We start from the raw sequence: 13764 nt of genomic DNA, 5'->3' as shown, positions 1-13764 counted from the left end.
CACGCGGTCGCGGGGGACGTCGGACCGGCATGGAGGACGGGGGAGAGCGCGTGCGTGGCCGGATGGGTGTCGTTGCGGCGGTGCTGCTGCCGCTGACCCTGATGCTGACGGGCTGCAGGGACGACCCGGCCGTGGGCGACGACCCGGCCGTGGCGCGCGGCCCGGCGGCTGAAGCGCGTGAGGTTGCCGACGGGTGGCGGGCGGAGTCCTGGCGCGACCTCGAGGTCCTCGTGCCCGCCGCGTGGGAGCTGGACCCGCCCAGCCCGTGGTGCATGGCCAGGGGCGCCGACCCTCGCGACCCGGTCGTCGAGCGGCCCGAGGGCATCCGGGCCCTGATCCTGTGCAACCCGCATCGTGGCGCCGGCGCCCGGTTCTTCGAGCCGGGCGTCGAGGATCCCTGGTCCGTCGAGCCACGTGAGGTGCCGAAGGGGTCGGACCGCTACCCGGCGGGATCCTGGGCCGGGACGTTCGTCGGCGAGCACGTCGGGGTCGAGGTCGTCGCCCCGACGAAGGCGCTCGCCGAGGAGGTCCTCGCCTCCGTCCGCGACGGCCTGGACGTCGACAGCCGGGGCTGCCTCACCGCGATCCGTGCGAACACCGACCTCTCCGGACCGGACCAGGTCGACGGGCCGCTCACGATCTGCCGGTACGCGTCGGCCCCGCTCGGCTCGGAGGCGTCCTACTGGCTCGCCGAGTCGCGTGACCTCTCGGCGGCCGGGTCGGACGCGGTGCGCCGGGCGGTCGAGGCTGCGCCGCGCGGCCGCGGCGCGCTCCTGCGTTGCCACGAGCCCGACTCCGAGGTCATCCTGCTGCTGGCCGACGGCGGCGAGTACGCGCGGGTCCGCAACGGCCGGTGCGGCGAGCACCACGTGATGACGGCGGCCACCGGTGGGGTGACCTACCACCAGCCGACGGACCGGCTGCTCGAGCTGCTCGGCTCACCCTGGGGCAACCTGCGCTGAGCTAAACCCGGATGCGGCGGACGGGGTGGGTGGCGGACAATCGTCGTTCGTGGGACACGTGGACGTTGCCGGTGTGAGGTACGAGCTGCCCGACGGTCGGGTGCTGCTCGACGACGTCTCGTTCCGGGTCGGCGAGGGTGCCAAGGTCGCGCTCGTCGGCGCCAACGGCGCCGGCAAGACGACCCTGCTGCGCATCGTCACCGGCGAGCTCCAGCCGCACGCGGGTGTCGTCACCCGCTCCGGCGGGCTCGGCGTGATGCGGCAGATGGTCGGCGCCGGCCTCGGTGAGGCGCCGACGGTCGCCGACCTGCTGCTGTCGGTGTCACCGCCCAGGGTGCGGGCCGCGGCCGCCGACGTCGACCGCTGCGAGCGCGTCCTCATGGAGACCGACGACGAGAAGTCGCAGATGCGGTACGCCGAGGCGCTGGCCGAGTACGCCGACGCCGGCGGCTACGACCTCGAGGTCACCTGGGACGTGTGCACCATGGCCGGGCTGGGCGTGCCCTTCGAGCGCGCGAAGTACCGCGAGCTGCGCACCCTCTCCGGCGGCGAGCAGAAGCGGCTGGTGCTGGAGTACCTGCTGCGCGGACCCGACGAGGTGCTGCTGCTCGACGAGCCCGACAACTTCCTCGACGTCCCCGGCAAGGTCTGGCTCGAGGAGCGGATCCGGGAGTCCGCCAAGACGATTCTGTACATCAGCCACGACCGCGAGCTGCTCGCCAACACCGCGACCCGCGTGGTCACGGTCGAGCTCGGCAGCGCCGGCAACCTGGTGTGGACGCACCCCGGCGGGTTCGCGTCGTACCACGAGGCGCGCAAGGAGCGGTTCCTGCGCTTCGAGGAGCTGCGCCGCCGCTGGGACGAGGAGCACGCCAAGCTCAAGGCGCTGGTGCTGATGCTCAAGCAGAAGGCGGCCTACAACGACGGCCTCGCCAGCCGCTACCAGGCGGCCCAGACCCGGTTGCGGAAGTTCGAGGAGGCGGGGCCGCCGACCGAGCAGCCGCGCGAGCAGCAGGTGCGGATGCGGCTCAAGGGCGGCCGCACCGGGAAGCGGGCCGTCGTGTGCGAGCAGCTCGAGCTCACCGGGCTGATGCTGCCCTTCGACCTCGAGGTCTGGTACGGCGAGCGGGTCGCGGTGCTCGGCAGCAACGGCTCCGGCAAGTCGCACTTCCTGCGGCTGCTCGCGGCCGGCGGCAGCGACCCCGACGTCGAGCACCAGCCCGTGGGGGAGGTGGCGATCGAGCCGGTCCGCCACACCGGCAGGGCCAAGCTCGGCGCCCGGGTCCGCCCCGGCTGGTTCGTGCAGACCCACGAGCACCCAGAGCTCATCGGGCGCACCCTCGTCGAGATCCTGCACCGGGGGGACGAGCACCGCGACGGCATGGGCCGCGAGCAGGCGAGCCGCGTGCTCGACCGCTACGAGCTGGCGCACGCCGCCGAGCAGCGGTTCGAGTCGCTGTCCGGCGGGCAGCAGGCCCGTTTCCAGATCCTGCTGCTCGAGCTGTCGGGCGCGACGCTGCTGCTGCTCGACGAGCCGACGGACAACCTCGACGTGCAGTCGGCCGAGGCGCTCGAGGAGGGGCTCGAGGCGTTCGAGGGGACGGTCGTCGCCGTCACCCACGACCGCTGGTTCGCCCGAGGCTTCGACCGGTTCCTCGTCTACGGCGCCGACGGCACCGTGTACGAGACGCCCCAGCCGGTCTGGGACGAGGGCCGGGTCGCCCGCGCCCGCTGACCTCGCTTCCTCGTCGCGTCCTCAGAGGTCCCGGACCACGAGCGTGCGGAGCGGCCCCAGTGGCGCGACGGCCCTGAACCCGGCCTCCTCGAAGTGCCGGAGGGTCCCGGCGAAGAGCTCGGTCGGTCCGACCTCGTCGGCCCGCTGCGGGTCGAGCGGGTAGCCCTCGAGGCTGGTCGCGCCCTCGGCGCGTGCGTGATCCACCGCGGTTGCCAGCAGCAGCGGCAGCAGGCCGCGGCCGCGCGCCTCGGGTCGTACGACGAAGCAGGTCACCGCCCAGCGTCCGGTCAGGTCCTCGCCTGCGGGCCTGGCCGCGAGGAAGTTCTCGGCGGTCGTCGTGCGCGCCAGCTCGGCGACCGGCGCCACGCCGCACCAGGCAACCGGCGCGTCGTCGAGGTACGCCAGCAGGCCCGGGGTGTGCGGACCGCCGACCAGGGCCTCGAGGTCGGCCCGGTTCCGCTCGACCGGCCTCGCGTCCCAGTCGTCGCGGCGAACGCGGAAGACCTGGCACCAGCACACCTCGGGGTCGCCGGGCGTCTCCAGGACACGGCGGACGTGGGGCCAGGTGCCGGGCGCGGCGGGAACGATGCGGACGGTCACGACCGCATCGTGGCGCGGCCCCGGCCCGACGTCCAGCGGTGCCCGACACGGATAGCTCGTGACGTTCGGGTCGTCCGGCGCGCGGATTCACGACCCGAACGTCACGAACTGTCTCCCTTCGCGCCCCCTGTAGCGCACGCGCCCCGGCAGGAGTGGTGCAGACCAGGGCGTGACCCGGAACACGTCGACTCGTTGTGCCGGTCGTGCGACTCGGCGTACCCGCGTCCTGTCGTGCGTGGTCAGACCCCCAGTGACGCGGCGTACCCCCGCCGCAAGGACGCGCCGGCGGATCGTCGGCGTCAAGGAGGAACCTCCGTGCTACCACCCCTCGGGACACCATCCCGCCGACGGAGGGCCTCCCTCCTCGTCGGCTCCGCGCTCGGCCTGAGCATGCTCGCCGTGGGGCTGCCCGCCTCCGGCGAGGAGCCCACCCAGCCGAACCTCGACGGCGTCACCTTCTCCTTCCAGGGTGAGGGTGAGGAGCGGGTCGGGAACCTCGACGCCCGCGAGGGCCTCGTCGAGCCGACCGCCGCGCAGCGCGCGCTCGCCGCCGACCTCGGTGCGGACGCCGTCCGCTGGACCAAGTTCGGCACGCCGCACGTGCTATTCAACCGCCAGGGCTACCTCTCCGAGGCCCGGCAGGGGAAGGCCGTCGACGTCGCGCGCGGCTTCGTGCAGGACCACGCCGACCTGTTCCGGCTCTCGTCGGACGCCATCGCCTCGCTCGAGGTCGTGGGCGACTCCCCGCTCTACGACACGCCGGACCTGGTCCGCGCCCGCGACGGCAAGTCCGTCCAGAACCCCGACGTCGCCCACGTCGTCACGTTCCGCCAGACCTTCGGCGACCTGGTCGCCGGCAACGACGGCCTGCTGACCGTCGGCGTCCAGCGCGACGGCCGCGTCGCCTGGGTGTCCTCGTCGGTGACCGGTGACGAGACCGTCTCCGGGTCGCAGAAGCTCGACGCCGTCGCCGCGCTCACCGCGGCCGCCAAGGACGTCGGGCTCGACCTCGGCAAGCTCACCGCGGCCGGCACCGAGGGCCCGTGGGCCACGTTCGAGGCCGTCGGCAGCCACGACGTGCAGCGCGCACGCCTGATGGCGCTGCCGACGCCGAACGACGGCGTCCGCCTGGTCTGGGAGACCACGCTGCTCAAGGCCGACCACACCGACGACCACGCGGATGAGGGTGGGCACGGCCACCCCGCTGCGTTCATCAGCTTCGTCGACGCCGAGACCGGCAAGGTGTGGGTGCGCGACAACCGCGTCGACCACCTCGCCTCGGGGATGACGATGCCCACCGCGGCGCCGAAGGCGGCGGCCCCGGGCGGCCAGACCTTCTCCGGATCGACCGCCGACGCCGGCGCCTGCACCCCGCAGGCCGACCGCCACGGCCCGTACGCCGTCTCCGGCGGCACCGGCCAGATCACGGTCAGCGTCGCGGCGACCATGCCGAACGGGGTGGACGACGACATCACCGTCAACCTCTACCGGGCCGGCAAGGCCTCGCCCGTGGCCTCCCAGGACCTGCTCGCCAGCCCCGAGGTGCTCACCTGGTCCCCGGGCGGCGGCGTGCCGGCCGGCGACTACTTCGTCGAGGTCTGCGAGTTCACGCCGGCGGCCGGCTCCATCGGCTACGCGGGCGCGTTCGCGACGGGTCCCGCGGCCGGCACCGAGGTGCAGATGCCGCGGTGGATGGTCTTCCCGGCCAACCCGAACTTCACCGACTCGGCCGCGCCCGACGCCGACACCCGTCAGCTGTGGTGCTGGTTCTCCGACGCGGAGGACTGCGACGAGGAGCAGGCCAACACCGCCTCGCGGGTGCCGTGGGACGTCCTCGTGCCGAACCTCCCGACGTTCACCACGATGGGCAACAACGCCACCACCGCGATCTCCGAGGTCAGCTACCTGACCCCCGACACCGTGGTGCAGCGGCCCTTCAGCGCCGACCGTCGCTACGACTACCCGTGGCAGAACACCTGGTACAAGTCCAGCTGCGACCCCACGTCGTTCGACAAGCCGGGCGGCAACGACGACGACGCCTCGACGGCCAACCTGTTCGTGATGCACAACCGCATGCACGACTGGAGCTACTTCCTCGGCTTCACCGAGCGGAACTCCAACCTGCAGGTGTCGAACTTCGGCAACACCGGTCCGGCGCGCGAGAACGACCCGGAGGTCGGCAACGCCCAGGCGGGTCGCCGCACCTTCAACGGCCGTGACAACGCCAACCAGATCACGCTGCAGGACGGCATCGCGCCGATCACCAACCAGTACCTCTGGCAGCCGCTCGCCGGCGCCTTCTACGCCGCCTGCACCGACGGTGCCTACGACATGGCCGTGGTCGCCCACGAGTACGGCCACGCCATCAGCAACCGGATGGTGGCCGGTCCCGACACCGGCACCGGCAGCACCCAGGGCCAGTCGGAGAGCTGGTCGGACCTGATCTTCGCGGAGTACTTCCGCGGCTACGGGATCAGCACCGGCGAGGGGGCCAACCCCTACGCGCTGGCGCCGTACGTCTCCGGCAACAAGGAGCGCGGCATCCGCAACTACGGGATGAACAAGAGCCCGCTCAACTACTCGAACCTCGGCTATGACGGCAACGGCTCCACCTCGCCGCACGCCGACGGTGAGATCTGGAGTGCGACCAACTTCGACATCTCCGAGGCTCTGAACGCCAAGTACGACGCGCAGTTCCCGTCCTCGGACGCCGCGCTGCAGCTGAAGTGCGCCGAGGGCGTGCTGCCCGCCGAGCAGTGCCCGGGCAACCGCCGCTGGGCGCAGATCATGTTCGACGGCTTCCTGCTGACGCCGGCCGGGTCGACGATGCTCGACTCGCGCGACGCCATGCTGGCCGCCGACCGGCTGCGCTTCAACGGCGCCAACCAGGCCGAGATGTGGCGCGTGTTCGCCAAGCGGGGCATGGGCGAGAACGCCTCCTCCAACGGCGTCGACGACCGTGACCCGATCCCGGGCTGGTCCTCGCCGCTGTCGAGCGACGAGGCCACCGTCACCTTCGCCGCCAAGGACGTCGGCGGCGGCGTGCCGGAGAAGATGACCGTCTACACCGGCGTCTACGAGGCTCGGGTCACCCCGACCGCCGACACCGACCCGGAGACGGCCACCGGCGACAAGGTGCAGTTCGTGCCGGGCAAGTACGACTTCCTCGTGACGGCCCCCGGCTACGGCGCCGTGCGTCTCACCGAGACGTTCGCCCCCGGTGAGAACCGCGTGGTGAGCGTGCCGATGCGCAAGAACCTCGCGTCGGCCGCCAACGGTGCCACCGCCTCTGGCGACGGCATCAACCTCGCCAGCCTGATCGACGACACCGAGACCACGAACTGGGCCTCGCTGGAGTCCGACGGCACCGCGAGCGAGGGTCGCGGCGAGGGTCAGCAGGTCAAGGGTCGCCAGGTCACGGTGCAGCTGTCCGAGACCCCGATCATGGTCACCGACGTCCAGGTCAGCGCGGCGCTCCGTCCGACGGACGCCACCAACGAGGACTCGGGCAGCCAGAGCCGCTTCTCGGCGCTGCGCTCGTTCGAGATCCTGGCCTGCGACATCACGGAGGAGGGCAACAGCTGCTCCGACGACGAGGCCGAGTTCGACATCGTCTACCGCAGTGCCGCCGACGCCTTCCCGGGCGTCCGGCCGCGGCCGGCGGCGCCGGACCTGACCCTGCGCGGGTTCGACATCAAGGACGTGCAGGCGACCCACATCCGGATCCGGGTGCGGAACAGCCAGTGCACCGGTGGCCCGGACTACCAGGGTGAGAAGAACCCGTCCAACGACCCGGTGTTCTCCAACCCCGACTGCGACAGCATGTCGATGACGCCCGACCGTGCGGTGCTCTCGCCGCCGTACGACCAGGTCCGCATCGCGGAGCTGCAGGTCTTCGGCCCCGTGGTGGCGACCGCCCCCACGACCGAGCCCGGCACGAGCACCGAGGGCAAGAAGGGGAAGAAGGGCAAGAAGGGCAAGAAGGGCGGCAAGAAGGGCAGCCGCCGCTGACCCGCCACTGACGGCCGGCCCCGGGGTCGGGGGACCTGGGGCCGGCACCTTCCAGGGAGACGTGCCCGTCCGCGCACTGCGCGGGCGGGCACGTCCTGTGTCCTGGGGGTCAGCTGCCGGTCACTCGGCGTCCGAGTCGAGGACCAGCGTCGTCTCGCGCTCCTCGCCGCCGCGCACGAAGGTCAGCGTGACCTCGTCGCCGGGTCGGTAGGAGCGGATGGTCGCCACCAGCGAGTCCGCGCCGGTGACCGGCTGGTCGTCGACGCGGGTCACGATGTCGCCGGCCTCGAGGCCCGCGGCCTCGGCCGTCGAGCCGGAGCCGACCTCCTCGATGCGCGCGCCCTCGGCGCCGAGGTCGTCGCCGGTCGGCACCGCGTCGGAGACGGTCACGCCGAGGCGGGCGTGCGTCGGCTCCTCGCCGGCCCGCATCTGCTCCACGATCGGCAGCACGTCGTCGATCGGGATGGCGAAGCCGAGCCCGATCGAGCCGGCGCTGGTCGGGCCGCTGCTCGCGGTGCGGATCGAGGAGTTGATGCCCACGACCTCGCCGGCGGTGTTGACCAGCGGGCCACCGCTGTTGCCGGGGTTGATGGCCGCGTCCGTCTGGATGGCGGGGTACGTCGTGCTGCTGCCGTCGCTGCCGCGGCCCACGTTGACCGGGCGGTCCAGCGCGCTGACGATGCCGCTGGTGACGGTCGACTCCAGCCCGAACGGCGATCCGATGGCGACGACCTCCTGGCCGACGTCGAGTGCGCCGGAGCTGCCGATCGTCGCCGGGGTCAGCCCGGTGACGTCCTCGGCCCTGATCACCGCGGTGTCGGTGAGCGGGTCGCTGCCGACCACGGTGGCGGCGGCGCGGCTGCCGTCGTTGAAGGACACCGAGATCCGGCTGCCGTCGTCGGCGCCGCCCACGACGTGCTCGTTGGTGAGGATCTCGCCGTCGGAGCTGAGGATGATCCCCGACCCGGAGCCGCTGCCCTGCGGGCCGGAGACGTTGATCTTGACCACCGACGGCAGGACCGCGGCGGCCACGGCCTCGACGGAGCCCTCCTCGGCGGGGGTGTCGTCGCTCGTGACGACGGGGGAGCGGGTCGGCTCGCCGCCCACCGCGGGGTCGGAGGATCCCCACTGCTCCCAGGCGGCGGCGCCGCCGAAGCCGGCGGCACCTCCGACGAGCAGCGAGGCCGAGAGCACGGCGGCCACGAAGGGGCCACGCCGCTGCGGGCGGGGGCCCGCCGGGCCGGCCGGGGGCTGGGCGGGGGGCTGGGTGAACGGCTGGCTGAACGGCTGGCTGAACGGTTGGGGGGACTGCTCGCCTCCCTGCGGCTGCTGCGGGCGCGGGGCGAACGGGTCGATGCGCGTGTCGTCCATGTCCACCAGAGTGACCGACGGGTCTGTGACGCGGCTGAGACGGGTCTGGGAGAGCGCTCAGAACCGGGTGTGACGTCGGCCTCGGCCTGCAAGATCAGGCACCCGCTCCGCGCGAGGCCATTGAAAGATCTTGCAGATCTGGCCAAGCGCCTTGCAGACCCTCTACGGTGACGCCCGTCACCCCTTTCCGGTGGCGCCACTATCTCGGGAGAACACGCTTGCGCACGTCCGCACTCGCGGCGACCGGCCTGATGGCCGCGCTCGCCACGGCCCTCAGCAGCCTCGTCAGCCCCGCCCTCGTCCCGGCCGCGCACGCGGACCACACCGGCAGCGGCGCCCCCTCCTCGGTCACCCTGGTCGGGAGCCTGCAGTCGGAGCTCGGCTGCACCGAGGACTGGTCACCCCCCTGCGAGGCCACCCACCTCGAGCAGGTCGACGGCGGGACCACCTGGGCCGGCACCTTCACCGTGCCGGCGGGCAGCTACGCCTGGAAGGTGGCGCTCGACGGCAGCTGGGACGAGTCCTACGGTGCCGATGGCGGCGGCGCGGACATCCCGCTCCACCTCGAGCACGACGCCCGGCTGACCCTCAGCTACGACGACGAGTCCCACCGGGTCGCCGTCGCGCCGGCCGAGCTGCCGTCCGGCGACGTGACCGGTGCCGACCGGGCGCTGGCCGGGAGCTCGCTGCGCACGCCGCTCACCCGGGAGCGGTTCTACTTCGTCATGGCCGACCGGTTCGCCAACGGCGACCCGTCCAACGATCGCGGCGGGGTGACCGGCGGCCGGATGGAGCACGGCTTCGACCCGGCCGACAAGGGCTTCTTCCACGGCGGCGACATCGCCGGGCTCACCGACCGGCTCGACTACATCGAGGGCCTCGGCACCACCGCGATCTGGCTCACCCCCAGCTTCAAGAACCGACCGGTCCAGGGCGCGGGGCAGGACGCCAGCGCCGGCTACCACGGCTACTGGGTCACCGACTTCACCCGCATCGACCCGCACTTCGGAACCAACGCCGAGCTCGAGGCCTTCATCGACGCCGCCCACTCCCGCGGCATCAAGGTCTTCTTCGACATCATCACCAACCACACCGCGGACGTCATCGACTACGAGGAGCAGCGGTACGGCTACGTCTCCAAGGACGAGGCCCCCTACCGCGACGCCGACGGCAACGTCTTCGACGACCGCGACTACGCCGGCACCGACGAGTTCCCCGAGCTCGACCCGGCCACGTCGTTCCCCTACACGCCGGTCTTCCGCAGCGAGGCGGACGAGCAGGTCAAGGTCCCGGCCTGGCTCAACGACCCGACGAACTACCACAACCGCGGCGACTCGACCTTCGCCGGCGAGTCGTCGACGTACGGCGACTTCGTCGGCCTCGACGACCTCTTCACCGAGCAGCCCGACGTCGTCGACGGCATGGTCGACATCTACAACGCCTGGGTCGACTTCGGCATCGACGGCTTCCGGATCGACACCGTGAAGCACGTCGACATGGAGTTCTGGCAGGAGTTCGCCCCGGCGATCCGCGACCACGCCCTCAAGGTCGGCAACGACGACTTCTTCGCCTTCGGCGAGGTCTACGACTCCAGCGCCGCCTTCATGTCGCAGTACACGACCGAGGGTCGCATGGACGCCACTCTCGACTTCGGCTTCCAGGGGGCCGGGACGGGCTTCGCCAAGGGCGCGCCGACCACCCGGCTGCGCGACTTCTTCGCCGCCGACGACTGGTACACCGACGCCGACTCGAACGCCTACTCCCTGCCGACCTTCCTGGGCAACCACGACATGGGCCGCATCGGCGGCTTCCTCGACGACCAGTTCTCCGGCGACGAGCTGCTCGCGCGCGACCGGCTGGCCCATGCGCTCATGTACCTCACCCGCGGCCAGCCGGTCGTCTACTACGGCGACGAGCAGGGCTTCACCGGCGACGGCGGTGACAAGGACGCCCGTCAGGACATGTTCGCCAGCAGCGTCGCCAGCTACAACGACGACGACCTCATCGGCACCGACGCCACCACGGCGCAGGCCAACTTCGACCGCAGCCACCCGCTCTACCGGTCGCTGCGCGACCTCGCCTCACTGCGTGAGCGCTACCCGGCCCTCGCCGACGGCGCGCAGCTGCACCGCTACAGCAGCAACGAGGCCGGGGTCTACGCGTTCAGCCGCATCGACCGGCGCGAGCGCCGCGAGTTCGTGGTCGCCCTCAACAACGCGCCCACCGAGAAGACCGTGACCCTGCAGACGCTGCAGCCGCGAGCCGGTTTCCGACAGGTGTGGCCGGCCGGCGGCGCCCGGGACGCGCGCCTGAAGGCCGACGCCGAGGGTCGCACCACGGTCACCGTGCCGGCGCTGTCGGCCGTGGTGTGGCGGGCCGACGGCCGGCTCGCCGGTCGCGACGACGCCCCGGCCCTCCACTTCGAGAGCCCGACGCCGGGCGGCACCGTCGGCGGCCGCGCCCCGATCGCCGTCGGCGTCCCGGAGGGCGGGCTGAACCAGGTCACGCTCGCCTGGCGCCACGTCGGCGCCCGCGACTGGACCGTGCTCGGCACCGACGACAACGCGCCCTACCGCGTCTTCCACGACGTCCGCGGCCTGGCGAAGGGGTCGCTGCTGGAGTACCGCGCGGTCCTCACCGACAGCAGCGGGAACCGCTCGGTGGCCTCGACGTACGGCACGGTCGGCCAGTCGGCCGCCGCGCCGGGCGACCCCGGCGGCGGCGGTGGCGGCCCGGTGACGCAGCCCGGCGCCGTCTCCATGCCGGGCAGCCACAACTCCGAGCTCGGCTGCCCCGGCGACTGGCAGCCCGACTGCGCCGAGGCCCAGCTGGTCCTCGACCCCGAGGACCAGGTCTGGAAGCGGACCGTGACCCTGCCCGCCGGTGACTACGAGTACAAGGCCGCCATCGACGGATCGTGGGACGAGAACTACGGCCAGGGCGGCGCCGCCAACGGCCCCAACCTCGGGCTGAAGCTCGACAGCACCCGCGAGGTCACCTTCTACTACGACCACGGCACGCACTGGATCACCACCGACGCCAACGGTCCGGTCGTGACCGCGGCGGGCAGCTTCCAGTCCGAGCTCGGCTGCCCCGGCGACTGGCAGCCCGACTGCCTGCGCAGCTGGCTGCAGGACCCCGACGGCGACGGCACCTACACCTTCGTCACCTCCGCCATCCCGGCCGGCAGCTACGCCACCAAGGTCACCCACGGCCAGAGCTGGGACGAGAACTACGGCGAGGGCGGGGCGCCGGGCGGCGCCGACATCGGCTTCGACGTCCCGGCGAACGCGCAGGTCGTCTTCAGCTACGACCTGGCCAGCCACCAGCTGACCGTCTCCACCCGGGCGGCCGGCGGGTCGCCCGACCTGTCGAAGGCGCGCGCCCACTGGCTTCGTGAGGGGCTGCTCGCCTGGGACGTGGACGGCGCCGACGAGCGCCTCTTCCGGCTCCACTGGGCGGCCGACGGTGGCCTCGGCGTTGACGCCGAGGCGGTCACCGGAGGCAGGTCGGTGCGGCTCGTGCACGACCCGGCGGGGCTGCCCGACGACGTCGTCGCCGACTTCCCGCACCTCGCCGGCTACGCGGCCTTCCGGCTGGCCGACCGCGACCTGCGGCTGGTGCCGGAGATCCTGACCGGCCAGGTCGCGGTGGCGGCGTACTCCCCGGACGGCACGCTGCACGACGCCACCGGCGTCCAGCTGCCCGGAGTCCTCGACGACCTGTACGCCGACGAGGCCGCCGACCGCGAGCTGGGCGTGAGCTGGCGCGGCGGTCGCCCCCGCCTCGCGGTGTGGGCGCCCACGGCGCAGGACGTCGACGCCGTCGTCGACGGCTCGCGCGTCCCGATGCGCCGCGGCGCCGACGGGACCTGGACGGTGCGGGGCGACCGCGGCTGGCGCGGCGCCGAGTACCGGTACGCCGTGAAGGTTTTGTCCCCGGCGGCGGGCGAGTTCGTGGAGAACCTCGTGACGGACCCCTACTCGGTGGCGCTCACCGCCGACTCGACCCGCTCGCTGGTCGTCGACCTCGACGACCGGGCGCTGGTGCCGGCCGGCTGGGCCTCGTCGGCCGCGCCGGCCGTGGCGCAGCCCGAGGACCGGGTGGTCTACGAGCTGCACGTCCGCGACTTCTCGATCGGCGACACCACGGTGCCGGAGGAGGAGCGCGGCACCTACCTCGCGTTCGCTCGGCCCGGCACCGACGGCATGGCCCACCTCCGCGAGCTGGCCGACGCGGGCCTCAACACCGTCCACCTGCTGCCGGCGTTCGACATCGCCACGGTGCGCGAGCGACGCTCCGAGCAGGCGGCGCCGCCGTGCGACCTGCGCTCGTTCGGCCCGGCCTCCGAGGAGCAGCAGGAGTGCGTCGAGCAGGTGCGCACCCGTGACGGCTTCAACTGGGGCTACGACCCGTTCCACTACACGGCCCCGGAGGGCTCCTACGCCACCGACCCCGACGGGGCGCGGCGGACCCTGGAGTTCCGCCGCATGGTCCAGGGGCTGCACCGCACGGGCCTGCAGGTCGTGATGGACGTGGTCTACAACCACACCGCCGCGAGCGGGCAGGCCGAGAAGTCGGTGCTCGACAAGGTCGTCCCCGGCTACTACCACCGGCTCGACGGCCAGGGCCGCATCGAGCGGTCGACGTGCTGCGAGAACACCGCGACCGAGCACGCCATGATGGAGAAGCTGATGATCGACTCCGTGCTCACCTGGGCGCGGGACTACAAGGTCGACGGCTTCCGGTTCGACCTGATGGGCCACCACTCGCTGGAGAACATGCAGAACCTCCGCGAGGCCCTCGACGGGCTCACCCTCGAGGAGGACGGCGTCGACGGCGAGTCGGTCTACGTCTACGGCGAGGGCTGGAACTTCGGCGAGGTCGCCGACGACCGGCGCTTCGTCCAGGCCACCCAGCCGAACCTGGCCGGCACCGGCATCGGCTCCTTCAGCGACCGGCTCCGCGACGCCGTGCGCGGCGGCGGGCCGTTCGACGAGAACCCGCGGATCCAGGGCTTCGGCTCCGGCCTCGCGACCGACCCGAACGGCGACGGCGTCAACGGCACCCCGGACCAGCAGGCCG

Annotated in this window: 6 protein-coding genes; 4 read left to right on the top strand and 2 right to left on the bottom strand. The window is 72.6% G+C overall.

The window, feature by feature from the left end; translation table 11 throughout:
* Positions 1 to 29 precede the first annotated feature (29 nt).
* Together ACFP2E_RS04855 and ACFP2E_RS04850 are read left to right on the top strand one after the other, a co-directional pair.
* Positions 30 to 962, top strand: a complete 933-nt coding sequence (locus ACFP2E_RS04855; protein ID WP_378521482.1) for a hypothetical protein — start codon at positions 30 to 32, stop codon at positions 960 to 962.
* A gap of 49 nt (positions 963 to 1011) precedes the next feature.
* The gene (locus ACFP2E_RS04850) at positions 1012 to 2697 is read left to right on the top strand and encodes an ABC-F family ATP-binding cassette domain-containing protein (protein WP_378521481.1); all 1686 of its coding nucleotides are present in this window, start codon (positions 1012 to 1014) and stop codon (positions 2695 to 2697) included.
* Positions 2698 to 2718: 21 nt separating this feature from the next.
* On the opposite strand, the gene ACFP2E_RS04845 is transcribed toward ACFP2E_RS04850, so the two are convergent.
* Positions 2719 to 3297: a GNAT family N-acetyltransferase gene (locus ACFP2E_RS04845; RefSeq protein ID WP_378521480.1), complete on the bottom strand. Its 579-nt coding sequence runs from the start codon at positions 3295 to 3297 to the stop codon at positions 2719 to 2721.
* Between the two features lie 399 nt (positions 3298 to 3696).
* Between ACFP2E_RS04845 and ACFP2E_RS04840 the strand changes: the two genes are divergently transcribed.
* Positions 3697 to 7308, top strand: coding sequence for a M36 family metallopeptidase (locus ACFP2E_RS04840; RefSeq protein WP_378521479.1), 3612 nt, complete (start codon positions 3697 to 3699; stop codon positions 7306 to 7308).
* Between the two features lie 120 nt (positions 7309 to 7428).
* Here the strand turns inward: ACFP2E_RS04840 and ACFP2E_RS04835 are convergent, their stop codons facing one another.
* Entirely contained in the window at positions 7429 to 8679 is a 1251-nt protein-coding gene (locus ACFP2E_RS04835; protein WP_378521478.1) for a S1C family serine protease, read from the bottom strand.
* A gap of 218 nt (positions 8680 to 8897) precedes the next feature.
* Between ACFP2E_RS04835 and pulA the strand changes: the two genes are divergently transcribed.
* A partial coding sequence (gene pulA, locus ACFP2E_RS04830) for a pullulanase-type alpha-1,6-glucosidase (protein WP_378539284.1) occupies positions 8898 to 13764 on the top strand: 4867 nt, incomplete at its 3' end.

Origin of the sequence: Nocardioides sp. GCM10027114, assembly GCF_042659625.1 — a bacterium.
GTDB lineage: Bacteria > Actinomycetota > Actinomycetes > Propionibacteriales > Nocardioidaceae > Nocardioides.
The sequence above is the reverse complement of the archived record's forward strand: the minus strand, read 5'-3'. Positions and strand labels throughout refer to the sequence as shown.